The organism is Oceanisphaera sediminis (assembly GCF_039539745.1).
Lineage (GTDB): Bacteria > Pseudomonadota > Gammaproteobacteria > Enterobacterales > Aeromonadaceae > Oceanimonas > Oceanimonas sediminis.
This window is the reverse complement of record NZ_BAABDS010000039.1, coordinates 100610-125555: the sequence shown is the minus strand read 5'-3', so window position 1 is coordinate 125555 and position 24946 is coordinate 100610. Positions and strand designations below refer to the sequence as shown.

25 protein-coding genes are annotated in these 24946 nt (G+C 60.2%); 14 read left to right on the top strand and 11 right to left on the bottom strand.

What is annotated here, in order from left to right; genetic code table 11:
* Nucleotides 1-92 precede the first annotated feature (92 nt).
* The 3 genes from ABD827_RS14205 (at nt 93) to ABD827_RS14195 (ending at nt 3146) form a co-directional block, all read left to right on the top strand.
* Nucleotides 93-1484, top strand: coding sequence for an NCS1 family transporter (locus ABD827_RS14205; RefSeq protein ID WP_344965351.1), 1392 nt, complete (start codon nt 93-95; stop codon nt 1482-1484).
* A 100-nt stretch (nt 1485-1584) separates the two neighbouring features.
* Nucleotides 1585-2250 carry an aspartate/glutamate racemase family protein gene (locus ABD827_RS14200; protein ID WP_344965427.1) on the top strand — a complete coding sequence of 222 codons (666 nt, stop codon included), beginning with the start codon at nt 1585-1587 and terminating at the stop codon, nt 2248-2250.
* Nucleotides 2251-2444: 194 nt separating this feature from the next.
* Complete coding sequence (locus ABD827_RS14195) at nt 2445-3146, top strand: GntR family transcriptional regulator (protein ID WP_344965350.1); 702 nt, start codon at nt 2445-2447, stop codon at nt 3144-3146.
* An 85-nt stretch (nt 3147-3231) separates the two neighbouring features.
* On the opposite strand, the gene ABD827_RS14190 is transcribed toward ABD827_RS14195, so the two are convergent.
* Complete coding sequence (locus ABD827_RS14190) at nt 3232-4101, bottom strand: LysR substrate-binding domain-containing protein (RefSeq protein WP_344965349.1); 870 nt, start codon at nt 4099-4101, stop codon at nt 3232-3234.
* A 165-nt stretch (nt 4102-4266) separates the two neighbouring features.
* Between ABD827_RS14190 and ABD827_RS14185 the strand changes: the two genes are divergently transcribed.
* Entirely contained in the window at nt 4267-5118 is an 852-nt protein-coding gene (locus ABD827_RS14185; RefSeq protein WP_344965347.1) for a bifunctional allantoicase/(S)-ureidoglycine aminohydrolase, read from the top strand.
* Nucleotides 5119-5574: 456 nt separating this feature from the next.
* Here the strand turns inward: ABD827_RS14185 and yjjG are convergent, their stop codons facing one another.
* Entirely contained in the window at nt 5575-6249 is a 675-nt protein-coding gene (gene yjjG / locus ABD827_RS14180) for a pyrimidine 5'-nucleotidase (protein WP_344965346.1), read from the bottom strand.
* A gap of 181 nt (nt 6250-6430) precedes the next feature.
* On the opposite strand from yjjG, the gene ABD827_RS14175 reads away from it, so the two are divergent.
* The 7 genes from ABD827_RS14175 to cyoE all read left to right on the top strand — a co-directional run bounded on the left by ABD827_RS14175 (nt 6431) and on the right by cyoE (nt 12727).
* A complete protein-coding gene (locus ABD827_RS14175) occupies nt 6431-7039 on the top strand; it encodes a LysE family translocator (protein ID WP_344965345.1) in 609 nt (202 codons plus the stop codon).
* Nucleotides 7040-7167: 128 nt separating this feature from the next.
* Nucleotides 7168-7569 (top strand): hypothetical protein, encoded by a 402-nt coding sequence (locus tag ABD827_RS14170; protein ID WP_344965344.1) that lies wholly within the window; start codon nt 7168-7170, stop codon nt 7567-7569.
* Nucleotides 7570-7787: 218 nt separating this feature from the next.
* Nucleotides 7788-8678, top strand: a complete 891-nt coding sequence (gene cyoA / locus ABD827_RS14165; protein WP_344965341.1) for a ubiquinol oxidase subunit II — start codon at nt 7788-7790, stop codon at nt 8676-8678.
* A 1-nt stretch (nt 8679) separates the two neighbouring features.
* Nucleotides 8680-10665: a cytochrome o ubiquinol oxidase subunit I gene (gene cyoB / locus ABD827_RS14160; RefSeq protein WP_344965340.1), complete on the top strand. Its 1986-nt coding sequence runs from the start codon at nt 8680-8682 to the stop codon at nt 10663-10665.
* A complete protein-coding gene (gene cyoC / locus ABD827_RS14155) occupies nt 10665-11306 on the top strand; it encodes a cytochrome o ubiquinol oxidase subunit III (protein ID WP_344965338.1) in 642 nt (213 codons plus the stop codon). The genes cyoB and cyoC overlap by 1 nt, the downstream gene beginning before the upstream one ends.
* Nucleotides 11303-11626 (top strand): cytochrome o ubiquinol oxidase subunit IV, encoded by a 324-nt coding sequence (cyoD, locus tag ABD827_RS14150; protein WP_344965336.1) that lies wholly within the window; start codon nt 11303-11305, stop codon nt 11624-11626. The genes cyoC and cyoD overlap by 4 nt, the downstream gene beginning before the upstream one ends.
* A 198-nt stretch (nt 11627-11824) precedes the next feature.
* Nucleotides 11825-12727 (top strand): heme o synthase, encoded by a 903-nt coding sequence (cyoE, locus tag ABD827_RS14145; protein WP_344965335.1) that lies wholly within the window; start codon nt 11825-11827, stop codon nt 12725-12727.
* A gap of 74 nt (nt 12728-12801) precedes the next feature.
* Here the strand turns inward: cyoE and ABD827_RS14140 are convergent, their stop codons facing one another.
* Nucleotides 12802-13182 (bottom strand): VOC family protein, encoded by a 381-nt coding sequence (locus ABD827_RS14140; RefSeq protein WP_298716992.1) that lies wholly within the window; start codon nt 13180-13182, stop codon nt 12802-12804.
* A 178-nt stretch (nt 13183-13360) separates the two neighbouring features.
* Between ABD827_RS14140 and ABD827_RS14135 the strand changes: the two genes are divergently transcribed.
* Entirely contained in the window at nt 13361-14716 is a 1356-nt protein-coding gene (locus ABD827_RS14135; protein ID WP_344965334.1) for an MBL fold metallo-hydrolase, read from the top strand.
* A 337-nt stretch (nt 14717-15053) separates the two neighbouring features.
* Here ABD827_RS14135 and ABD827_RS14130 read toward each other — a convergent pair whose 3' ends face one another.
* The 8 genes from ABD827_RS14130 to ABD827_RS14095 all read right to left on the bottom strand — a co-directional run bounded on the left by ABD827_RS14130 (nt 15054) and on the right by ABD827_RS14095 (nt 21709).
* A complete protein-coding gene (locus ABD827_RS14130; protein ID WP_344965333.1) occupies nt 15054-16220 on the bottom strand; it encodes a glutathionylspermidine synthase family protein in 1167 nt (388 codons plus the stop codon).
* Nucleotides 16220-16834 (bottom strand): DUF1190 domain-containing protein, encoded by a 615-nt coding sequence (locus ABD827_RS14125; protein WP_298716983.1) that lies wholly within the window; start codon nt 16832-16834, stop codon nt 16220-16222. Before ABD827_RS14125 ends, ABD827_RS14130 begins: the two co-directional genes overlap by 1 nt.
* Nucleotides 16835-16843: 9 nt before the next feature.
* Entirely contained in the window at nt 16844-17260 is a 417-nt protein-coding gene (locus ABD827_RS14120; RefSeq protein WP_344965332.1) for a DUF350 domain-containing protein, read from the bottom strand.
* Between the two features lie 171 nt (nt 17261-17431).
* Entirely contained in the window at nt 17432-18076 is a 645-nt protein-coding gene (locus ABD827_RS14115; RefSeq protein WP_344965331.1) for a YjfK family protein, read from the bottom strand.
* Nucleotide 18077: 1 nt separating this feature from the next.
* Nucleotides 18078-18764 (bottom strand): PspA/IM30 family protein, encoded by a 687-nt coding sequence (locus ABD827_RS14110; RefSeq protein ID WP_344965330.1) that lies wholly within the window; start codon nt 18762-18764, stop codon nt 18078-18080.
* The gene (locus tag ABD827_RS14105; protein WP_298716971.1) at nt 18761-19162 is read right to left on the bottom strand and encodes a DUF2170 family protein; all 402 of its coding nucleotides are present in this window, start codon (nt 19160-19162) and stop codon (nt 18761-18763) included. The genes ABD827_RS14110 and ABD827_RS14105 overlap by 4 nt, the downstream gene beginning before the upstream one ends.
* 148 nt (nt 19163-19310) lie before the next feature.
* Nucleotides 19311-20204, bottom strand: coding sequence for a ribose-phosphate pyrophosphokinase (locus ABD827_RS14100; protein WP_344965329.1), 894 nt, complete (start codon nt 20202-20204; stop codon nt 19311-19313).
* Complete coding sequence (locus ABD827_RS14095) at nt 20201-21709, bottom strand: thymidine phosphorylase family protein (protein WP_344965328.1); 1509 nt, start codon at nt 21707-21709, stop codon at nt 20201-20203. Before ABD827_RS14095 ends, ABD827_RS14100 begins: the two co-directional genes overlap by 4 nt.
* A 146-nt stretch (nt 21710-21855) precedes the next feature.
* Here ABD827_RS14095 and ABD827_RS14090 point away from each other — a divergent pair, with 146 nt between their 5' ends.
* Together ABD827_RS14090 and ABD827_RS14085 are read left to right on the top strand one after the other, a co-directional pair.
* Nucleotides 21856-22581, top strand: coding sequence for an ABC transporter ATP-binding protein (locus ABD827_RS14090; protein ID WP_344965327.1), 726 nt, complete (start codon nt 21856-21858; stop codon nt 22579-22581).
* 10 nt (nt 22582-22591) lie between these two features.
* The gene (locus tag ABD827_RS14085; RefSeq protein WP_344965325.1) at nt 22592-24946 is read left to right on the top strand and encodes an FtsX-like permease family protein; all 2355 of its coding nucleotides are present in this window, start codon (nt 22592-22594) and stop codon (nt 24944-24946) included.

Below are 24946 nucleotides of genomic sequence, written 5' to 3'. Positions count from 1 at the left end.
TTTGACTGTCGCAACGGATGCACGGCTCAGGGCAGCCGGCAGAGGACTGGGGCGGTAACGGCCCCGAGTGACGGAATACCGAGGACTAGACTATGGCTATTCAGAATGTAAACAGCGACGTCGCCATTCCCATGCAAACAGGCAAGGCAGGGCCGGCCAATACCGCCGGCGGCAATGACAAGAAGGCGGGTGAAGAATCACTGGCACCGCAGAAGCACCGAATCATGGGGCGGTTTTCCTACCTGCTGGCCTGGTTCGGTGGCTGCGTCTCCATCGGCACCTTTACCATGGGCTCCAGCATCGTTGGCACCCTCAACCTGTTGCAAACCTGCGTGGCCATTGCCATCGGCTGCTTTGTGATTGGCATTGCGCTGGCATTGAACGGCGCCGCCGGTTACAAATACGGCATCCCCTTCATGGTGCAGGCGCGGGCCGCCTTCGGTTTTTCCGGTACCCGCTTTCCGGGACTGGTGCGAGCGGTACCGGCTATCGTCTGGTACGGTTTTCAGAGCTGGATAGGGGCCGGCGCCATCAATGCGGTGTCCGCCACCCTGTTCGGATACGACAATCTGGTACTGTTCTTCGTGCTGTTCCAGTTTTTGCAGATTGGTCTGTCGATCTTCGGTTTTCAGGGCATCAAGTGGCTGGAAAACGTGGGCAGCGGCTTCATCCTGCTGGCGCTGGTCTACATGTTCTGGAGTGTCATCGACCGTTACGGTGAGGAAATCACCACCAATCTGGTAAACGTTGAAGGCACCTGGGGACTGCCGTTCTGGGGCGCGACCATGCTGTTCCTCGGTATCTACAGCACCATGATGCTGAACGTCAGCGACTATTCCCGCGAGCTGAAAGAAGGCACCAAGCCGGGCCTGCTGACGGTGATTTACGCCATGTCCATTCTGCCCTGTACCCTGTTCATGGGCCTGATTGGCCTGATGGTGTCCGGTGCCACCGGCGTGTCCGATCCGATTCAGGTGTTCTCCAGTGCCGTCGACAATACGCCGCTGCTGGTGATTACCCTGCTGTTCATCGCCTTCGCCCAGGTGACCACCAACGTACTCAATAACGTGGTACCGCCCACCTATATCCTGATGGACGTGTTTAAGCTGAAGTTCCGTACCTCCACCATACTGGTGGGTCTGCTGGCCTTCTGCACCTTCCCCTGGGAACTGGTCAAGGAAGAGTCTTCCGCCGGCCTGCAGATGTTCGTGCAGACCTACTCGGCCTTCCTCGGTCCCATCTTCGCGGTGATGGTGGTGGACTACTTCATTCTGCGTCGTCGCAAGCTGGACCTGGACAAGCTCTATGACGAGCAGGGGCCCTACAAAGGCGTCAACTACGGTGCGGTGATTGCGGCCCTGGCCGGTGCCATGGTGGCCCTGACCTTCTCCTCCGTGTCCTGGTACGCCAGCCTGTTGCCTGCCGGCATCGTCTACTACCTGCTGATGCAGTACTGGCAGCCTTGCCAACGCTTCCGCCATTAATGCAAAAGGCCCTTCGGGGCCTTTTTTAATGACTGTGTATCATCGGCAGTGAACCGGGCAAAATGAAACGGCCAGTAGCCAGCCGCAGCAGGAGAATCCCATCAACACCATAGTACTGATCAATCCCAACTCGAATGCCGAGGCCACTGCCTCGATGACCGAGCTGGCCCAGAGAGAAGCCGGTTCGCAGGCGCGGCTGAAAGGCCTGACCAATACGGCGGCGCCTCCGCTGCTGACCACGGCACAGGCCATGCGGCAAGCGGTGGCGGGCGTGGTGGCGCTGGGAGTGGCAGCGGCGGCCGATGAACGGGTGTCGGCCTTGATCGTATCGGCGTTCAGCGACCCGGGTCTGGAAGAGCTGCGTGCCCGAGTATCGATTCCGGTGTTCGGCATTGGCGAGGCGGTATTTCACGAGGCGGCTCGCGGTGGCCGGCCATTCGGTATCGTGACCGTCACCCCGGACGAGCAGTTGATCGCCTCTTTTGAACGGAAGGCCGCCGAATTGGGCTACGCCGAGCAGCATCGTGGTACTCGGTTGACGCCCGGTAATCCGCTGGAGCTGGTGGCCTCACCCGCGCAGCTCGATGCGGCGCTGGCGACGGCGGTGAGCGCATCCATTGAGCAGGATGCGGCCCAGGCGGTGATCATGGGCGGCGGCCCGCTGTCGGCCGCGGCGCTGAGATTGCAGCCGCAGTTCGAGGTGCCCTTGCTGGTGGCGGTGAACGCGGCGGCGCGGGCCGCCGTAAGAGCCATGACCCAGCCGTAATCGGCTGACCCACTCAGGCACCCCTTGCGATCAGGGTTTTCGGCCCCTTTTTTAACAACATGTTGCGTTATTGTTGACAATAATGCCCTGTGCTACTCTGGGGAAAAAGGTACCGATGCATTGTGCATTCGGTCGCGGGATAGCGGCAGGTCGAACCGAATGTTCACCTTGCCGGACGAAACAGGGCCAAGAGCATGAATAATAAAACCAACGATCTGGATACCGTTTATCAGCGCATCTGGGAAGCGATAGTGGCGCACAAGCTGCTGCCCGGCACCCGCCTGAAAGAAGAGGAATTGAGCGAAACCTTTGGCCTGAGCCGGGGCTTCGTCCGCAAGCTGCTGCTGCAGTTGTCTTATCACAAGCTGGTGAATCTGGTACCCAACAGCGGTGCCTTTGTGGCCGAGCCTTCACCGGAAGAGGCGCGGGAAATTTTTCAGGCCCGGCGCCTGATTGAAGCCGAACTGGTACGTGAGCTGGCCAGTAAATGCACCGCGCGTGAAAAGACCTTGCTGCAGGAACACCTGGAGCGGGAGCACCAGGCGATTGAGCATGGCCAGCAGAGCCTGCGTATTCGTTTGTCCGGCGAGTTTCATCTGTTGATCGGCAAGCTGGCCAACAAGCCGGTGCTGACCTCGTTTCTGCATGAGATCATTCCCCGCTCTTCCCTGATTGTGGCCCTGTATCAGGGCACGGGTGGTCGCAAGGGCAAGGCGCATCATTCGGGGCTGTCGTGCAGCGAGCACAACGAGCTGCTGGATGCCATTGCCGAGCATCAGGTCGAGCGGGCGGTCAGGCTGATGGTGGATCATCTCGACGAGATTGAAACCCAGTTGCAGCTGGAACCGACCGCCGAGGAAGACGTGAACCTGAAGCACATTTTTGCCGAGATCTGAGCCGGGTGAGAGTATGCCCCGGCGAACAGAAGCTTGAACAGACCCTCCTGACGGAGGGTTTTGTCATGGACCGCGGACTGCTCCGTTACTGCCGGCAGATGTCGTTGCAGGCGTCGATCAGCCGATCGGCCAGGATCTTGCTGTGGGCCGAGAGCTTGTCCTGCGCGTGCAGGGTCAGCTCCAGATCCGGTACCGGGGGCAGGCCGTCCCGTTCGTTGAGTATGCGGTGCTGAGCCGTGACCAGCCGGCGGGGCAGCAGTGACACGCCAAAGCCCGCTTCTACCGCACAGCATACGCCAGAGAGGCTGGTGCTGACATAGGCCAGTCGCCAGTTACGGCCCAACCGGTCGAAGGTATGGGCCATTTCGCTGCGGTAGAGGCCACCGATGGGAAAGGTCACCAGCGGCACCGGATGGCTGTCCAGATTGTTGCTGTGCAGGCTGTCTATCCAGCACAGCGGCTCGGGCCAGCACGCCAGGCCGGGCACGCTGCCCTGGCGTTGCTTGACCAGCGCCAGGTCCATATCGCCCCGCTGAAACTCACGCCAGATGTCGCTGCACAGGCCGCTTTTTACCTCCAGCCGAATGCCCGGATACTCGCTGGAAAAGGCCGATAGCGTGGGCATGATGGCGTGGGTGGCAAAGTCTTCCGGTACCCCCAGGCGAATCTTTTGCTGCTCCAGGCTGATGCTGGTCTGGGCCACCGCTTCGTTCATCAGCTGCAGAATGCGGCGGGCATAGCTCAGCACCCGCTCGCCTTCGAGGGTGGCGGTAATGTAGCGGCCCTTGCGGTGCAACAGCTCGCAACCGAGCTGGGCTTCCAGTTTTCGCACCTGCTGGCTAACGGTGGACTGGGTCAGGTGGGTGCTGTCGGCGGCGCGGGTAAAGCTGCCGGTATCCACCACCGCAACAAAGCTGCGCAGCAACACCGGGTCCAGGGTGGCATTAAGATTCATAGTGCTCCATCAGTGGCTAATCCACTAGTAGGCATTGGATTATTTAATTTATAAATCAAACGCCCTTGCTCTACAATGAGGACGTTCATCATTTATATTGTCATGCCGAACGGCGTGGCTTTTGTCGGCGTATCGCCGGCCCTCTCGTATTAAAGGACAGAACTCATGGCCCGTAATACCTATTATGCCCCCAAGGGCGGTCTGCCTCCGCAGACTCAACTGATTCACGATCGCGCGGTATTCACCGAAGCGTACGCCATTATCCCCAAGGGTGTAATGAGCGACATCGTGACCAGCTTTCTGCCGTTCTGGGATGAAACTCGTCTGTGGGTTCTTGCCCGCCCGATGAGCGGTTTCTCCGAAACCTTCTCCCATTACATCATGGAAGTGTCTCCTCAGGGTGGCAGCAACAAGCCCGAGCTGGACTCCGGTGCCGAAGGCGTTATCTTCATCGTTGAAGGTGAAATGACCCTGACTCTGGAAGGCAAAGAGCATCACATGGAGCTGGGTGGCTACGCCTACCTGCCGGCAGGTGCCAACTGGTCCGTCAAGAACAACAGTGGCGAAGCGGTTCGCTTCCACTGGTTGCGCAAGGCTTACGAATTCGTAGAAGGCATCGATGTGCCGGAAGCGTTCGTGACCAACGAAAACGACATCGCGCCGACTCCGATGCCGGACACCAACGATGCCTGGGCAACCACTCGTTTCACCGATCCGACCGATCTGCGCCACGACATGCACGTGAACATCGTGACCTTTCAGTCTGGCGGCGTAATCCCGTTTGACGAAACTCACGTGATGGAACACGGCCTGTACGTTCTGGAAGGCAAGGCGGTTTACCACCTGAACCAGGACTGGGTTGAAGTAGAAGCCGGCGACTATATGTGGTTGCGCGCCTTCTGCCCACAAGCCTGTTACGCCGGTGGCCCGACTCGTTTCCGCTACCTGCTGTACAAAGACGTTAACCGTCACATGGTGCTGAACGCTTCACCTGCCTATCGCGGCAACCGCAAGTAAACAGCAGCACTTAAGCAGTAAGTGATGATAAAAGGGCAGCCCACGGGCTGCCCTTTTTTACGAACGCGATTTGTACCTATATGCCCACAAAGAGCTGTCGCTTGATTATCGGAAGTTGCACATGAACAAAGGGCCCGCTCCGCCGACTCGCCGTAAATCCGTCCATGGAGGCTCAGCCGCGCCATCCGTGGCGCGGATGGTCGGCCGAGCAGATCCCTTTGTCCTCCTTGATGTTGCAGAGTCATCAGTTGGCATTGCCTGCAGGCAACTCGGCGCTCAGGAAGAGGCAACAGAGATGACCTCCCGCGACCGTGAAATGCCATGGACGGCATTTCCGAGCCCTCAAGGATGAGTTTATGGCGTGTCGTGGGAGGTTGCTGTGTTGCCTCTGCGTTCGAGTTTGAAAAAGATAAGATCTTTATTCAAATTGTTTTACTGAGATAGAACAGACACTTTTTAGCGCAGCAGCAGGGTGTGCAGCTGGTCGAGTGAGCTCACTTCATAGCGTGGTGTTATGCCCTGTGGGGCGGCTTTGCCGTCGGTGTTGAGCCAGCAGGTGTGGATGCCGGCGTTGAGGCCGCCGAGAATGTCCGAGTGCGGATTGTCGCCCACCATCAGTATTTGCTCTTTCGGCGGGTGGCCCATCAGCTCTAAGGCGTGCTCGAAAATGCCCGCATCCGGCTTGGCGATGCCGACCTGTTCCGAGATCACCAGAGTGGAAAAAGTGTCCTGCCAGCCGGCCCGTTCCAGCCGGGTATGCTGCATGGCGGTAAAACCGTTGGTGATGATGCCCAGCTTCGCCTTGCCCTGCAGCGCCTGCACCAGCTCGCGCGCGCCCGGCAGCAGGGTGCAGATGTCGGCCATGGCGGCGAGAAAGTCATGGTTCAGCCGCTGTGTGGTGACCGACAGCCGCTCGGCCCAGTGCTGAAAGCGGCGGTGTTGCAGCTGCTCGGCGCTGATGGCGCCGTTCTGATAATCCACCCACAGCGGCTTGCTGAGGGTCTGGTAATGCTGGTAGTCCTGTTCGGTGAAATTGACGCCAAATGCGGCGAACATCCGCGTTAGCCCGGCCAGGGCATCGAAATGAAACAGGGTGTCGTCGGCGTCGAACAGTATCCATTGATATTGCATGCTTTACTTGCTCCAGCGTATATCGCGGTTTTTATGGCAGCAGCCAGCAGAAAAGCGGTCAGTTTAGGGATATTGGGCGAATAAACACAACTGCGCAGTCAAATTATGCTTAAACCTCTGCCGTGTTCTGCCCTAAGATAAGCGCTTTATTTTACTTCACCGTGACAACGAGGCTTCGATAATGGAACTTTCCAGCTGGCTGGCCCTGGCGGCCATTTGCGTGATGGGGGCCATCAGCCCCGGTCCCAGTTTGGCAGTGGTGATGCGCAATACGGTCAAGGGGGGGCGGGGCCACGGTGTGGTAACGGCCCTGGGTCATGGCCTGGGCGTCGGGCTTTATGCCCTGATTACCGCGCTGGGGCTGGCGCTGCTCATTACCCGCAATCCGCTGCTGTTCGACATGATTCGTTACGGTGGCGCCGCCTTTCTGGCCTGGTTGGGTGTCAAGGCGTTGCTGGCCCGGCCGGCGACGGGTGAGGCCACGGTCAGCGATCATCCGGTGCGTGGCCGTCAGGGCGCCTTCGAGGGCTTTATGGTGGCGTTTTTGAACCCTCAGCTGGCCATTTTCTTCGTGGCGCTGTTCAGTCAGTTTGTGCAGGCCGACACCGGCTGGCAGCAGGGCGGCGTGATGATGCTCACCGCCGGTGGCATCGATGCGCTCTGGTATGTGCTGGTGGCGCTGCTGTTGTCGCGCGGACCTGTGCTGGTCTGGCTCAAGGCCAGGTCGGGCATCATCGACAAGCTGAGTGGCCTGGTGTTGCTGGCGCTGGCACTCAAGGTGGTGTTGTAGTCGGTCTCGCCCTAACCCGTAAACGTCGGCGAGGTTGTGCGCTGGATCAAAGTTTGGTAGCCTTCTTCGGCTAAAAAACCGACCCACACCGGGTCCCCATGTGACTGCTGACCAACGGAACCTGGCTGTTGAACCCGATCCTGCACCTTACCCTGGCCGATAGATGGCACGACCTTGCGTCGCTGTCGAAGTCCGGTGTGGGCGGTGTTGGCATGGTGGGTGCCATCATGCTGCTGGAGCTGGTTGGTGACTGGCTGTTGTCCTGGACCGGCCTGTCCGGTGACGTACTGGAATATCAGGCCCAGCTGGCCGATCTGCTGCCGGTTGAAGCGATAAAGTCCATGTTGTTCACCAGCCTGCTGGTATTTGCTCCCTGGTTGCTGCATCTGCTGCATCTGCTGCTGCAAACCCTGAACTGGCCTCGCCTGCGTCAGCGCAAACCCGTTTTTTCCGCTCCCGCACAGCACGACTGTGTACTGCGTGCCGCCAACGGCTGCCGCGCCCCCCCTGTCTCCCTGTTCGGGATCTGAACCCACACATCGCTTTGTTGTTGTCGGTACGCCGTTGCGCGTTGCCGACCAGGGCTGTTCGACGTTCTGATCCCGCTCCCGGGTATCTTAGATACCCGCCATTGAGCCCCGTTTTTCTGTACGCGGGGGTCAATCATGGTCTTGTTGCCCCAGGCGACAAGGTAAGTCCTTAAGGGATAGGGGAAGGGTTCCTTTTGTTTATTCGAAAGCTAATTAACGTGCTTCTGGCCGGAGCGGCGTCAGTCATGCTGGCCGGCTGTGAAGGCGGCGTGCTTGATCCCAAGGGGCAGGTCGGCGCCGATGAAAAATATCTGATCATCGTGGCCACCCTGCTGATGCTGCTGGTGGTGATTCCGGTGATCGTGATGACGCTGTTCTTTGCCTGGAAATACCGGGAAGGACGGGATCACGAAATCTACGCACCCAAGTGGTCGCATTCCACCAAAATCGAGCTGACCGTCTGGCTGGTGCCGATCATCATCATCGTCATTCTGGGGGTCATTACCTGGCGCTCAACGCACGATCTGGATCCGTACAAACCGCTGGTTCACGAGAAAGATCACCTCACCGTTGAAGTGGTATCGCTCAACTGGAAGTGGCTGTTCATCTACCCGGAACAGGGCGTGGCCTCGGTTAACGAGCTGGCGTTCCCGACCGATGTGCCGGTGGAATTCAAGATCACCTCCGACACCACCATGAACTCGTTCTTCATTCCGCAGTTGGGTGGCCAGATCTACTCCATGGCCGGCATGGAAACCCAACTGCACCTGATTGCCAACGAGCCGGGCAGCTACGACGGTTTCTCTGCCAACTACAGCGGTGAAGGCTTTACCGGCATGCAGTTCAAGGCCATTGCCACCGAAGATGAAGCGGGCTTCGACGCCTGGGTCAACAAGCTCAAGCAGCAGCCGCAGACCCTGAATCCGAGCAGCTACCAGGCTCTGGCCGAGCCGAGTGAAAACAACCCGGTGCAATATTTCGGTCGGGTCAAGCCCGGCATGTTCCACCACATCCTGATGCAGTTCATGCACGCCGATGATGCCGGCGAAAAGCACACCGCCGGCACGCATGCCATGAACGCCAAGATGACCATGGAGACTGAGAAATAATATGTCGCTTCTAGGAAAACTCACACTGGACGCCGTGCCGTATCATGAGCCCATTATCATGATTACGCTGGCGGTGGTGGCCATTGCCGCCACGGTTATTGCCATTCTGATTACCCGTTACAACAAGTGGACCGTACTCTGGCGCGACTGGATCACCTCGGTGGACCACAAACGCCTCGGCATCATGTATATCATTCTGGCCTTCGTGATGATGATTCGCGGCTTTGCCGACGCCATCATGATGCGAGCCCAGCTGGCATTGTCGACCAACGGTGCCGACGGCTATCTGCCGCCGGAACACTACGATCAGATCTTCACCGCCCACGGTGTCATCATGATCATCTTCATGGCCATGCCCTTCATGATTGGCCTGATGAACATAGTGCTGCCGCTGCAGATTGGCGCCCGTGATGTGGCCTTTCCCTTCCTCAACAACCTCAGCTTCTGGCTGGCGGTGTCGGGTGCGGTACTGGTCAACATTTCACTGGGTCTGGGCGAATTCGCCAAGACCGGCTGGGTGGCTTATCCGCCGCTGTCAGAGCTGGACTTCAGCCCGGGCGTAGGCGTGGATTACTACATCTGGGCACTGCAGATTTCCGGTATCGGTACCCTGCTTACCGGGGTCAACTTCCTGGTGACCGTGTTCAAGATGCGCACGCCCGGCATGAAGCTGATGCAGATGCCAATCTTCACCTGGACCTGTACCTGGGCCAACATTCTGATTGTGGCCTCGTTCCCCATTCTGACGGCCGTGCTGGCCCTGCTGACCCTGGACCGTTACCTGGACTTCCACTTCTTCACCAATGAAGCCGGTGGTAACGCCATGATGTATATCAACCTGTTCTGGGCCTGGGGTCACCCCGAGGTATATATCCTGATTCTGCCGGCGTTCGGTATTTTCTCCGAAGTTATCTCTACCTTTACCTCCAAGCGGCTGTTCGGCTACAACTCCATGGTGTATGCCAGCGGCGCCATTTCGGTGCTGGGCTTCATCGTCTGGCTGCACCACTTCTTTACCATGGGCTCCAGCGCCAACGTCAACGCCTTCTTCGGGGTGATGACCATGATTATCGCGGTGCCGACGGGGGTGAAGCTGTTCAACTGGCTGTTCACCATCTATCGCGGTCGTCTGCGACTGACGGTGCCGGTGCTGTGGACCCTGGGCTTCATGACCACCTTCACCATCGGCGGCATGACCGGGGTACTGCTGGCCCTGCCGGGCGCCGACTTCGTGCTGCACAACAGCCTGTTCCTGATTGCCCACTTCCACAACACTATCATCGGTGGTGCCGTGTTCGGCTACCTGGCGGGCTTTGCCTTCTGGTTCCCGAAAGCCATGGGTTTCCATCTGGACGAAAAACTGGGCAAGGCCTCGTTCTGGTGCTGGCAGATTGGCTTCTATGTCGCCTTCATGCCGCTGTACGTGCTGGGCTTCCTGGGCATGACCCGTCGCCTCAACAGCACCGACAACCCGGCCTGGAACTTCTGGCTCTATCTGGCGGCCGTGGGTGCCCTGTTCATTCTGGTGGGCATAGCGCTGCAGTTTGTGCAGATCTACAAGGCCTTCCGCGAGCGTGAGCAAAACCGCGATCTGACCGGCGATCCCTGGAATGGTCACACTCTGGAATGGTCCACCTCGTCTCCGCCCCAGTTCTACAACTTTGCCAAGCAGCCGCAGGTCGGCGACATCGATGCCTTCACCGACATGAAGGAGCAGGGCAAGGCGTACAAGGTGCAGGGTGAGTATCAGCCCATTCACATGCCGAAAAACACCGCCTGTGGTGTGCTGATTTCTGCCGCCGTCACGGCTGCGGGTTTTGGTGCCATCTGGCATATCTGGTGGATGGTGATTGCCGGTCTGGTGGCCAGCCTGGTGATTTTCCTGTGCCGTGCCTATGACAACGACACCGACTATTACGTGCAGCCCGACGAAGTCGAGCGCATCGAGCAGGCTCACCTGCGCAACGTGATGATGAAGGAGGCGTAATGGAAGCCGTATCCATAGATCTCGAACTGGCGCAACAGCACCAGATTCATGATGACCCGCTGGCTCATGAAGAGCACCACGACACCGGCGGTAATACCCTGTTCGGTTTCTGGCTGTACCTGATGACCGACTGTCTGTTGTTTGCCTCGGTGTTTGCCACCTACGCGGTGCTCTACATGAACACCGCCGGCGGCCCCGACGGTCGTGAACTGTTCTATCTGAACTTCGTGCTCGGCGAAACCGCGGTGCTGCTGGTCAGCAGCATCACCTACGGCTTTGCCATGCTCGCCGGCCACCAGCACAAACGGGGCCTGACCCTGCTGTGGCTGCTGGTCACCTTCGCGCTGGGCTCGACCTTTATCGCGATGGAAGTGTACGAGTTTCAGCATCTGATCGCCGAAGGCGCCGGCCCGAGCCGCAGTGCCTTTTTGAGCGCCTTCTTCGCCCTGGTGGGCATGCACGGCTTGCACGTGACTGCCGGCCTGGTGTGGATGCTGGTGATGATGGTCGAACTGATGAAGCGGGGCACCGGTCCCCGCACTCTGACCCGTCTGGGTTGCCTGAGCATGTTCTGGCACTTCCTGGATGTGGTATGGATTTGCGTGTTTACCGTGGTGTATCTGATGGGAGTAATGGCATGAGCAATCATCATGACGGCGCCGTACAGGATCACGGCAGCGTAAAATCGTATATCACCGGCTTCGTATTGTCGGTGATCCTCACCGCCATTCCGTTCTGGGCGGTGATGACCGGGCAACTGAGTCCGGGCATGACCCTGGCCACCGTGGTCGGCCTGGCGATCGTGCAGATAGTGGTGCATCTCAAGTACTTCCTGCACCTGAACTTCAGCCCGAGCAGCCGCGAGAACACCGTTGCCTTCATGTTCTCTGCGCTGATCATCGTGATGGTAGTCGGCCTGTCGGTGTGGATCATCCTCAGCGCCAACGAGATGATGATGTAACAGCTGACCAGCTGCTCAGATCCAAAGGAGGGTAAAGGGAACTGCTCCGCCAACCGTGACATGCCAGGGATGGCATGTCCGAGCCCCCAGGGATGGGTTTACGGCGTGTCGGCGGAGTGGGCCCTTTGCCCGACTTCATCTGCACGAACAGTCTACTTTCTGCAAGCATAACGGGATGTTAGATCCCAAGGGGCTTTTATGATTCGGCCTTACCTCAAGGTAGCTTATCTCCAAGTGATTAAGCCGGGCATTATCATGGGCAACCTGATCTCGGTAGCGGGGGGCTTTTTTCTGGCTTCTCGTGGCGACATCGACTGGTCGCTGATGTGGGCCACCGTGCTCGGCCTGTCGCTGGTGGTGGCCTCCGGCTGCGCCATCAACAACTGCATCGACCGTGATATAGACGCGCGCATGCGCCGTACCTGCAACCGGGTAACGGTCACCGGCGAGTTGTCCGGGCGCACGGCGCTGCTCTACGGCCTGTTGCTGGGCCTGCTGGGCTTCGGCCTGCTGGCGGTGCGCACCAATGGTGTGGCGGTGGGCTTTGCCGTCTTCGGTTACCTGGTGTATGTGGGTTTGTACAGCCTCTGGATGAAGCGCAAGTCCGTCTACGGCACCCTGGTCGGCAGCCTGTCCGGTGCCGTGCCGCCGGTGGTGGGTTACTGCGCCGTCTCCGGTCAGTTTGACGCGGGAGCCGCCATTTTGCTGCTGATGTTCAGCCTGTGGCAGATGCCACATTCCTACGCCATCGCCATTTTTCGTTACGACGATTACGCGGCGGCCAATATTCCTGTGCTGCCGGTGGCCGAGGGTATCGCCAAGGCCAAGCGCCAGATAGTGCTTTATATCGCGGTGTTCTGTCTGGTGACCGTGCTGCTGCCACTGGGTGGCTATACCGGGCTGACCTTCATGGCGGTGTCCTGCGCCACCAGCCTGTGGTGGTTGGTGATGGCCTTCAACGGCTATCGCCGTGGCTTGGAGGAGCAAGGTTGGGCTCGGCGAGTGTTTGTGCTGTCCATCATCACCATCACCGCCATCAGCGTGACCATGGCGCTGGACTTTCGGGCGGTGCCCGATGCCTTGCTGGTACTGAATCGCTGAGCCGTCCGTTATCGGATACTACTCTCCCTTTGACCGGAGCAGCAAACACTGCCACTCCGGTCTTTTTTCTGCTTCTACTTCATGGAGTGCAGGCCGATCATGTTGCCTTCGGTATCGACGGCCAGGGCGATAAAGCCGTAGGGGCCGATGGCGAATTTGTCACGTGCCAGCTGGCCGCCGTTGGCAACGACTTTGTGGGCCAGTTCGGCGCAGTCATCGCAGCGAAAATACACCAGGGTACCGCCGCCTCCGGGTGACATGCCGTTCATCTGCACCAGGGCACCGCAGGCGCCATTATTCTTTTCTTCGCCCGGAAACATCCACATTTCCGGCCAGTCTGCCTCCCTTTCTTCTGCCTGTTCCAGCGTTACGCTCAGTACTGCCTCGTAGAATTTACGTGCCCGAGCCATATCCGCTACATAGAGTTCAAACCATATCACGGGATTGCCGTTCATCTTGTTACTCCTTTATCGATGGGGAACTCATCAAGCTTAGTGTGCTTCAACCAGGTATGGCGTTTGGATGGCTGGGCTGTCGGCAAAGGCTGGCAAACTGGTGAATACTGATAGAACAAGGTGGCGACAGGCTGACACTGCCTGCCCGACTCGGCATCAGTAACACGAGGGAACCCGAATGAAGATTACTTTTCTGGGCGCGACCCAAACGGTCACCGGCTCCAAATTTCTGGTTAGCAGCGGCGATACTCAAATCCTGGTGGATTGCGGTCTGTATCAGGGCTACAAATGGCTGCGCGAACGCAACCGGGAGCCGCTGCCGCTGGATATGCGCAAGCTCGATGCCATCGTGCTGACCCACGCCCATCTGGATCATTCCGGCTATATTCCGGTGCTGTACCGGCAAGGTTATCGCGGGCCCGTTTATTGCCATCCTGCTACTCAGGAACTGTGTGGTATTTTGCTGCCGGATAGCGGCCATATTCACGAAGAAGACGCCAAGTTCTACGAGCATCACAAGTTGAGTAAGCATGAACGACCCGAGCCCCTGTATGATCGCAAAACGGCCGAGAAGAGCCTGTCATTGCTCAAACCGCTGGAGTTTGACCACAAGCTGGATATCGGTTCGATACGGGTACATTTGCAGCCTGCCGGTCATATTCTCGGCGCCGGCAGCCTGATCCTAGAAGCCGAAGGCAAGCGGGTCGGCTTTTCCGGTGATGTGGGGCGGCCGAACGATCTGTTCATGCGGCCCCCGCAACCCCTGCCCGAGCTGGATTTACTGTTGCTGGAGTCGACCTACGGTGATCGTCGCCACCATGATGTAAACCCGTTCGACCAGCTGGCCGAACTGGTCAACGACACCGTGGCCGGTGGTGGTGTCATGCTGATCCCCAGCTTCGCCGTAGGCCGGGCGCAGACCATGCAGTATCTGCTGACCCGGTTGATGCTCGAGGAACGGATCCCTAAGATGAAGGTGTTTCTCGACAGCCCCATGGCCATCGATGTCAGCGGTATCTATGCGCGCTTCGCCGACCAGCACAAGCTGAGTCATGGCGATTTTCAGCAGATGAATCAGGCTATTACCTATACCCGCAGCGTCGAGCACTCTCAGGCGCTGGCCGACGAAGCGTCTCCCCACATCATCATCGCCGGCAGCGGCATGGTCACCGGCGGGCGCATTCTTCACCATATGAGGCGGTTGCTGTCCGACCACAGAACCACCCTGTTACTGACCGGTTTTCAGGTAGCGGGAACCCGGGGCGCCAAGCTGTATCAGGGGGCGGAGGCGGTCAAGATACACGGCGACTGGGTGCCCAACCATGTCCGTATCGAGATGCTGCACGGGCTGTCGGGCCACGCCGATTACATGGAGTTGCAGCAATGGCTGGAAGCGTCGGCGCTGGCCGCCGACACACAGATTCAGCTGATTCATGGTGAGCCCGAAGCGCTGGAAGCGATGCGCGATCAGCTGCGGCGCACCACCTCTTATCGAGTCGAAATCGGCGAATATCAGCGTATTTTGACGCTGTAGGCCCCTGTACCCCAGAGGCAACACAGTCGCCTCCCACGACACGCTGCAAGTACATCCATGTAAGCTCGGGCATGCCATCCATGGCATGTCACGGTCGTGGTAGTCGATCTCTGTTGCCTCTTCTGGAGCACCGAGTTGTCTGTAGACGATGCCAACAGGCAACTCCTTGGCATCTTGTAGGATAAAGGGATCTGCTCCGCCGACCCTCCGCGCCAAGGATGGCGCGGCGGAGCCTCCAGGGAAGGATTCACGGCGTGTCGGCGGAGCGGGCCCTTTGTCCGACCTTTACAGAGTAACCGAATAGATCAGTTATTTAAGCTGTTTGGTATGAGCGGTATTAACCGAGAATGATGTGGGGCAGATAGCGGGACAGATCCTGGGTGATCAGGCTGCGGTCTTCGCGCACCGCGATGCCGGCGGGTTGATCATCCACCAGCCAGCTGCCGATCAGGGCATGGTTGTCGCCGAATTTCGGCAGCGGATGCCAGGCCTGCACGATATAGCCTTCCTCGCCGTAGGGGCCGTCCACTTCCGCCACCAGCTCGCCGTGGCGCATCACGCTGATGTTGGCGCCCTCGCGGGAAAACAGCGGCTTTTGCACATATTCCTGCAATGCGCTGCGTTTGGGGTCGTCGCCAAAATAGGCGGGCAACAGGTTGGGATGGTCGGGAAAATGCTGCCACAGCAGGGGCAGCAGTGCCTTGTTGGACAGCACCGACTTCCACAATGGCTCCAGCCAGTTGACCTGGCTGGTCACCAGGTGGTCCGCATACTGTTCCCGGAACATGAACTCCCAGGGATACAGCTTGAACATCCAGTCGATGGTATGGCTGTCGGTATCGGTCAGCCAGCCGCCTTCACCCAGACCGATGTCTTCGATATGCACGAAGGCGGTGTCCAGCCCCGCCTCTTGAGCGCAGTCTTCCAGATACTGCACCGTGCCTCTGTCTTCGATCGATTCCTTGCAGCAGGAAAAATGCAGCCGCTGGCCCGGATAACGGGCTGCCATGCTCGCAAAACGGGCCACCAACCGTTCCTGCAGCAGGTTGAACTGATCCGCGTCCCGGCGCAGCCGGCCGGCATCCACGTTGTCTTCCAGCCACAGCCATTGCCAGAAGGCGGTTTCAAACAGGCTGGTGGGGGTGTCGGCGTTGTTTTCGAGCAGCTTGGCGGGTCCCCGGCCGTTATAGGCCAGATCCAGCCGGGAATAGAGGCTGGGATCGCGCCGCTGCCAGGAGTCATATATTCCCTGCCATTGAGCCTCGGGGATGCAAAAACGCCGTAGCCATTGTTCGTCACGCACCACCTTGTCTACCACTTCCAGGCACATCTGGTGCAGTTCGGCGGTGGGATCTTCGATATCCCGTTCTATTTGCGCCAGGGTGAACTGGTAATAGGCGGTTTCGTCCCAGTAGGGCTCGCCATACATGGTATGAAAACCAAACCCCAGCTGTTCGGCCTGAGTGCGCCAGTGCGGGCGTTCCCGGTGGCTGACTCGCAGCATCAGCCGCCCCAGCCTCGGGAGCGGCTAGTACTTTTGCTACTTTTCCAGCTGCTCTTGGCCTGGGCGGTCGAGCCGAAGCCGCCGCGGGAAATGGTGCGGGTCACCTTGGGCTTGGGCGCCAGCGCCTCTTTGCCGACCGATATTCGCTTGCCGTAGCCGGCCTTGCCCAGTCGGTAGCCGTTGGCGGTGCTCCACTGGCCATAATAGGGCGAGTAGGGGTTGCGGGAGGTATAAACGGGAGTATGAGAGTAGCGGTTGCCGTCCAGCAGGCGGCCGAACATGAAGCCCGCCATCGCCGGCATGAACCAGTTGTTACCCTGATATTGATAGGGGGTGCAACTGCCGCCGCCGAAGTCGGCTTCGCAATCGTTGCGGCTGTCGTACTTGGGCGCGGTTTCTGCCGACTCGGCCAGTGCCTGCTGATAGGCGGCCCGGCATTGTTCGGCCAGTTCGGGGTTGCTGTTGCGGCAATCATCCTGCGACTGATAAACCTGCACTTCGGTTTCGTTCTGGCCGCAGGCGCTGAGCATCACCGAGCCGGCGATGGCGGCACCCACCGGTTTGCCGATGCGATCCGCCATGCGGCTCAGCAGCTGACGTTTGGAGCGTTTCATAAGGCCTCCTCAGTAGGTGATGCAGGCGGCGTTGAGCAGCCCCACGGCGATCGACAGGCCGCCGACCACGGCGCCGGCAGAGACCTGACCGTCGTTGATGCGGGCGGCAATTTTGGGCAAAAACACCAGTCGCACCAGGGCAAAGGCCAGCAGCTGGGCCACCAGGGCGATAAGGCCCCAGACCGCAAAGTCGAGCAAGGATACCGAGTTGGCGGCGGCGCTGGCGACCGCCAGCGAGAAGCCGACAAAGGCACCTACCAGGGCGATGGCGGCGGCCAGGTTCTGGTCTTCCTTGATCAGCTTCCATTCGTCATAGGGGGTGACCAGCACATAGAGCCACTTGAATAGCAGTAGCATCAGAATGGACAGGGAAAAATACAACAAGAAGGGCCCGAGGCCCGAGAGTGAGGTAATTAAGGCTTCCATAGGTTTCCTTACGCTAAGTAACGGTTCTGAGTACACGACCGCCATCAGGCCCGAACACAGACACGCCGTAAACCCATCCCTGGGGGCTCCGCCACATCATCCCTGATGTGGAGGGTCTGTTTATCGGTTCCTGATAGCGGTCTGTCATGTCACGGTATTGGCTTCGGTCAGCTAGCTGATAAATTTGAAATCGGTGGGGCTGAGATCGACCCCGGTGCCGAGTATCAGGCTACGTTCGGCACGGTTATGCAGAATTTTTTCTTCCGCCGCCACCATCAGCACTTCCACGTCATCGGTGTCTGCCAGCGGCCGCTCGTAGATCATCACGAACTGATCGGTCTCGCTGCGGCTGTCATCGTGAAGCCAGGTGGCTTCGGTCATGGCCACCGGCCGGGTATTATCCCAGGCCTTGGTGAAGATCTGACCATCCAGATCCCACTCCGGCTGCACCAGCTCACGGTCGAGCAGCCGGTTCCAGGCCGCATCGCCGTCTACCGGACGAGTCTGGTAGAAATACCAGAGCTTGACCTCGGCCACGCAGTCGTCGGAGGTGCCGCCGTCCAGCAAGACCTGTATAAAGCCGTCGTCGTCGGTGTAGAAGCGCAGCAGTTGATGGCTTTCATCGAGGATGATGCGGCCCACCGCCTGGATGAACTGGGTGCTGGCCGCGCCTTCGAAGGTGACCTGTCCCTCGAGCAGCGACAGCTTGAGTGCATCCAGCTCGAAGCCGCCGCCCAGCCGCAGCCCCAGTATTTCCGGGGCCGGCTCGGCCTGAACGGACGGCGGCTGCATTTTCTTCTTCAGCCAGTCGAACATCTTATTTACCCAGAATGCGGGCCAGTTCATCCTCGGCGCCGGCAGACTGGCTACCGGTAATGCCGGCGGACTTCAACTTCTGCTCCAGGGCATCGCCGCTCTCGCTGGCGGCACGCTCGGCGGCCACGTCCAGCTCGGCCTGGCGCTGGGTTTGCTTCTGCTTGATGCGATCCAGCGATTCCACCGCGGTTTTCATCTTGGTGTTGGCGCCGCTGTGACGGGACGACACCGCCGACTGGGCCTTTTGCACGCTCTCGGTGGCCTGTACCACGTCCAGCTGTTGCTCCAGCTGGCGCAACCGGCTCTTGGCGGTGCTGATGTTGTTTTTCAGGCTCTGCTCGGAAGAAGAAAACTGCTCGACGTAGCTTTGCTCGCCGTCTTGCTCGCCTTTCAGCTCGGCCACCCGCTGGGCACATTCCAGCGCCAGCTCCTTGTTGTCTTTGGTCATCGCGGTGCGGGCGTGGGCTTCGTATTCCTTGATGCTGGTCGCGATGGCATCCACTTTCTGCTGGGCCAGCTTGCGCTTGGCCATGATGCCGGTAAGGGCTTCATCGGAACGGCGCAGCTCCTGTTTGGCTTCACGAATTTCCTGCTCCAGAATGCGCAGCGCCTGGCTGTCGGCCACGGCTTCGGCGGCTTCGGTCGCGCCACCCTTGATGGCGGTCACCAGTTTTTTCCATACGCTCATGCGGTTACTCCTTGCAGGTGATCCTGATACAGGTCGAGAAAGGCTTCGGTGTTGCGGAACAGGGTTTCCACTTCGATCTGCACGCTTTCTTCCTTCGAGCCGGCAGCCAGCGAGCCGAAGGCGATGTAATAGTCGTCACCGTTGATCTTGCTGATGGCGACCGTGGTCAGCGGAAACAGCTGATGGGTACGCAATATGGTGTCGTTCAGTGCGGTGCTGTCGGTCACCTGGGTGGCGGGAAACAGCAGGGTTTCGACGATGATTTGTTCGCCGGCCACTGCCAGATAGGCTTCCAGCCCCTCGGCATTGGTGATCAACAGGGAGTCGTCTTCGAGCTTGCATTGCCAGCCTTCGCGGCCGGAAAGCAGGCCGTGCAGCTGTTCTAAAGTCCAGGACATGCGTGTACTCCAGTTGTATGAGGAAGAGTGTGAATGGGCAATAACTGCAGACAAGATAGAACAGAGTTGGTTGTGAAAGCCACCCTCATTCGCCCATCGAGTGTACAAATGAGTTCTAATTGGCACCACTTGATGAATGAATGAGCGGCTATGAGGCGCTCAGTCGCTCCCGGATGGGCGCCAGCAACAGGGGGCTCAGATCGATGGCGTTGGAAGCATGGGCAATGGCGTTGGTGGTGATCAGCCGGCGCAGCCCGTTTTCGATCAGCTGCTGCTCTATATGATCGGCAAAGAGGCCGTGAATGGCGGCGCAGTCGATCTTGTTCAGCCCCTGGGCGCGCAATGTCTGCAGGCAGCGCAGCACCGTCTGGCCGCTGGAGATCACGTCATCGATGATCACCGCGGTGTGCTGGTGCCAGGCGGACAAGCCAGGCAGCCAGACTGTCACCTCGCGGTCGCCGCTGCGCACCTTGCTGCCCACCACATAATCGTGGCCGCTTCGGGCTGCAATATCGGCCACCCATTGCTCGCTCTCGGCATCCGGCCCCACCAGCAGCAGCGGCTCTTGCCGCCCGGCCAGCCAGTCGGCCAGCAAGGGGGCGGCCTGCACCACGGTACTGGGCACTTCATAGATTTCGTCCAGGCGGTGATAACGATGCAGGTGCGGATCCACCGTGACCAGCCAGTCGACCTGCTGCGACAGCAGCCGGGCGAAGGTGCGCGACGTGATCGCCTCACCGGGATGAAAGCGGCAGTCCTGACGCATGTAACAGAGATAGGGGGCGATCAGGCCAATCTGGCTGGCACCCAGCTCTCTCAGGGTGTCGCACAAAAAGCTCAGGGGCAGGAACTTGTCGTCGGGGTGGGACAGCTCTGCCAGCAGCAACACCGGGCGGTCTTTTACCTCGGCGTGAATGCGCAGGTAGCTTTCGCCATCCGGAAAGCGGCGTCGCTCCAGCCGACCGGGGTCGGCGTGCAGTTCCCGACACAGAGGAGCGCGCAGCGGATGCTGGTCATCCAGAGCAAACAGCAAAGGAGTCATGAGGATTCTCCAATCATGAACATATCGTGATTGTCGGCGTAATAGGCCGCCGCATAGTCCAGCTCGCCCCGGCTGTCGGCATACAGGGTCAGCAAGGGCTGTTCCTGCGCCAGCGCCTGTCCCAGCTTGATATGCAGGCGCAGACCGGCGGCCGGAGATATGGGAGCGCCGGCCAGCTTGGCCAGACGCGACAGGCGCCGGTTATCCATGGCCAGCAGGGTGCCGCTGTGTCGGGCCCCCAGCTCAAGCTGGTGGGCGGCCTGTGGAATTTGCTTCATTCCGCCCTGGGCCTCGCAAATGCGCTTGAACTGTTCCCAGGCCTGACCAGAGGCCAGCAGATCTTGCGCCCGAGCCTGAGCGACCTCCAGGGTGCCGCTGCCCGCCAGATTCAGCAGATTGGCGGCAAGAAACAAGGCTCGCTCGCGCAAATCGGCGGGAGCCTGGGGCTCGTTGTTGAGTACGGCAAGAATGTCTTGCGCTTCCTGGGCTGGCCCTATGCCATAACCGATGGCTTCGGCACCGTCGGTGATCAGGCAACGCATCTTGAGCCCCAGCGCCTGGCCAACGGTGTCGAACAGTCCGGCCAGATGTTTGGCTTCGTGCTGGCTGCGTACCTTGGCGGTGGGCCCCACCGGAATATCGATCAGCGCATGAGTGGAGCCGGCGGCCAGCTTCTTGGACAGCACCGAGGCCACCAGCTGGCCGACACCGTCGATGTCCAGCGCGTGCTCGATGCGGATCAGCATGTCGTCGGCGGGGCTGAGGTTGACGGCACCGCCCCAAGCCAGGCAGGCATTGACCTGGCGCACCGTTTGCTGAATCTGCTCCAGGCTCAGGCGCACCCGGGTCAATACCTCCATGGTATCGGCGGTACCCGAAGGGGAGGTGATGGCCCGGGACGAGGTCTTGGGCATGATCAGCCCGGCGGCGCTGGCAATGGCCACTACTATGGGCGTGGTTCTGTTGCCGGGCACGCCGCCGATGCAGTGTTTGTCGACCAGTTGCAGGGTGTCGGGCCAGCTCAGCCGCTTGCCGCTGGCCACCATGGCCTGGGTCAGGGCGATGATTTCCTGGGTGTTGAGACAGTCGACCCCGGCGGTGATAAAGCTGGCAATCTGCATGTCCGAATAACGGTGGGCGGTAATGTCCGCCACTATGTCGTGAATTTCCCGGGATGACAGGGTATGACCGTAGATTTTCTTGCGTACCGCGCTCATGGAATGGAGCAGGGGCGCATGACTGATCTGCACCCGCTCCCCTCCCTTCAGCGCCATGCGTTGCCAGGCGATGTGAGAGAAGCCGATATGGTCCGGCGGCAGCACCTTTTCGGTGACCACGTTGAGGGTGGCGATGAGGGTGTTGTCTTCAAAGCCGATCTGGATACGGGTATTGGCGTTGAAGCCTTCGGCCCGACACACCTCGCAGTCGGCGCGCATGAACACCACCGGCTCCTGGTGGGTATCGATGCCCATTTCCATGGCAATCAGCGAATGTGAGGCAGACATGGCACAGGTTTCCTGTTGTTGATGGGGCCACCTTTGTCGGGTGGGAACCATTCAAGCTTAGCGCGTTCTGGCGGCACCTTCTGGCGACGTAACGGGATAGCACTTAGGCTTTTGTTACACCGCCGCCGCCACGCACGAGTAGCCCGATGAGCAAACCACTGGATGTTCGACTGCCCGCCTTTCGTACTCGGGATCTCACCCGGGTCTATGGTGAGGGGGCGGCTGTGGTGCATGCACTGCGCGGAGTAAACCTGGAGATTCCGTCCGGTGAGCTGGTGGTGCTGCTGGGGCCGTCCGGCAGCGGCAAGTCGACCCTGCTCAATCTGCTGGGCGGCCTGGATCGGGCCAGCGGCGGCCAGTTGTGGTTTTTCGAGCGAGAGCTGAGCGCCATGAACGAGGCGCAATTGACCCGTTATCGACGCCATCATGTCGGCTTTGTGTTTCAGTCCTACAACCTGATGCCCAGCCTCACCGCCCGCGAGAACGTGGAACTGGTGACCGAGCTGGCCGCCGAGCCGATGGCGGCAGACGAGGCGCTGGCGCTGATGGGGCTGGCCGATCGCGGCCATCATTTTCCCGCCCAGCTGTCCGGCGGCGAGCAGCAGCGAGTGGCCATCGCCCGCGCCATTGCCAAGCGGCCCACCGTGCTGTTCTGCGACGAGCCGACCGGCGCGCTGGACAGCCACACCGGCCGTGGCGTGCTGCGGGCTCTTCAGGACGTCAATCGGCAGTTGGACACCACGGTACTGATCGTCACCCATGCGGCGGCCACCGCCGCCATGGCCCACAGGGTGATCCACTTTGCCGATGGTCGCATTCGCGAGGTGGTGACGCACGACCACCGGCTCGATGCCGAGGCCATCGAATGGTAGGGGGAGCGCCATGACAAGCATGCTGAATCGCAAGCTGGCGCGAGATCTGTGGCGAGTAAAGGGGCAGGCGCTGGCCATAGGTCTGGTCATCGCCCTGGGGGTCATGCTGCTGGTGATGATGGACGGCCTGGTCAATTCGCTGAGTGACACCCGGCACAGTTATTATCAGCGCTACCGGCTGGCGGACATCTTCGTGCCGGTCAAGCGGGCGCCGCGCCGACTGCTGGCCGAGGTGGCGGCCCTGAATGGCGTCGCGGTGGCCGAAGGGCGCATCAATGGCGGCGTCCTGCTCAATCTGCCGGGGGTGGCGGCACCGATACGTGCCCGCATGTTGTCGTTGCCGGTGCGGCTGAATCAGCTGGCGTTATCGGCGGGGCGACTGCCCGATCCAACCCGGGGCGACGAAATTCTGCTGCTGAATGGCTTCGCCCAGGCGCGCGGGCTGGTACCCGGCGATACCATGCCGGCAACCATCAACGGCGGGCGCCAGCGCCTGACCATAGCGGGGCTGGTGCAGGCGCCGGAGTTTCTGTACACCACGGCCCCGGGCGAGCTGGTGCCCGACGATGGCCGCTTCGCGGTGATCTGGATGCAGGAACCGGTGCTGGCGGCGGCCTTCGATCTGGACGGCGCCGTCAACGAGATACTGATCACCCGGAGCCGGGGCGCTCGCGAGGCAGAGCTGATTGCCGCCCTGGATCGGCTGCTGGCGCCCTATGGTGCCCTGGGTGCCTATGGCCTGGCCGATCACCTCTCCAACCGCTTTATCGAGGAGGAAATCGCCGGACTTCGGGTGTCCAGCCGTACCGTACCGCCGGTGTTTCTGGGCGTGGCCGCCTTTCTGCTGTACATGGTGCTGTCGCGCATGGTGCAGGCGGAACGCGAGCAAATAGGCCTGCTCAAGGCCTTCGGGCATACCGGCGCCGAAGTGGCGGCCCACTATCTGAAGTTTGTGCTGGTGATCGCCCTGGGCGGCGCCCTGGTGGGGGTTGGGTTGGGCGTGTTGGCCGGACGCAGCATGAGCGGCCTCTATCAGCTGTATTACAAATTCCCGTATTTGCTGTTTCGGCTCGACCCGGCCGCCCTGATTATCGGGGTGACGATCAGCGTGCTGGCCGCTACCGCCGGTGCCTTGCTGGTGTTACGGCGGGTGCTGGCACTGGCGCCCGCCACCGCCATGCGCCCCCCTGCACCGCCGGACTTCAGCCATGGTCTGCATCTTGGCCCCCGGCTCAACCGCTGGCTGGATCAACCCAGCCGCATGGTGTTGCGTAATCTGGTGCGGCGGCCCGGGCGAGCGTTGCTGACGGTGCTGGGCATCGGTCTGGGCATGGCGCTGCCGGTGGCCATGCTGAGCGTGATGAGCGGTTTCGATCGTGCGCTGGCGCTCAATTTCAACCACATCGACCGCAGCGATGCGACGGTCAGCTTTACCGAGCCCCGGGGAGCCAGGAGTCTGTTCGCCCTGGGGCAGCTGGATGGGGTGCTGGCGCTGGAGCCGTTTCGGTCGGTGCCGGTGATACTGCGCCATGGCCGGTATGACTATCGCGGCGCCATTACCGCCCTGGTGAACGAGCCTCAACTTTACCGGGCGCTGGATCGGCAACGTCAGCCGCTGATCCTGCCGGACGAGGGCATCATTCTGGCGCGGGCACTGGCCGGTAAACTGTCGATCGTGCCGGGCGAGATGCTGCGCGTCGAGGTGCGCGAAGGGCGCCGTCCGGTGCTGGACATTCCGGTGGTGGGGCTGGCGGATACCCTGCTGGGGGCCCCCGCCTTCATGCAATTGGACGCGTTGAACCGCGTGATGGGCGAGCCGGGGCGGGTATCGGGCGTCCATCTGCGTATCGACGCGACCCGTAGCACCGAGCTGTACCAGAAGATGAAACTGATGCCGGTGGTGGCAGGCGTCAGCCTGCGACAGGAGCGCCGTGAAGCCTTTCGCAAGGTGATGGACAGCGGTGCCGGAGCCACCCGTTACCTGATGGCGGCCATTGCCGGGGTCATTACCTTCGGCATCGTCTATAACGGGGCGCGCATCGCCTTTGCCGAGCGGGCGCGGGAACTGGCCGGCCTGCGGATCCTGGGTTTGACCCGAGCCGAGGTGGGCTTTGTGCTGTTGGGCGAGCTGGGGCTGCTTACCCTGCTGGCGCTGCCGCTGGGTTCTTTGCTGGGATACGGGCTGTCACTGGCGGTGGCGGTCGGTTTCAGTACCGACCTGTATCAGGTGCCGGTCGATCTGGTGCCCGCCAGCCATGGTCAGGCAATACTGGCGGTGCTGGCGGCGGCCTTGCTGTCCGGTATCGGGGTGCAGCGCGATATTCAACGGCTGGATCTGGTGGCGGCCCTCAACATTCGAGAATAA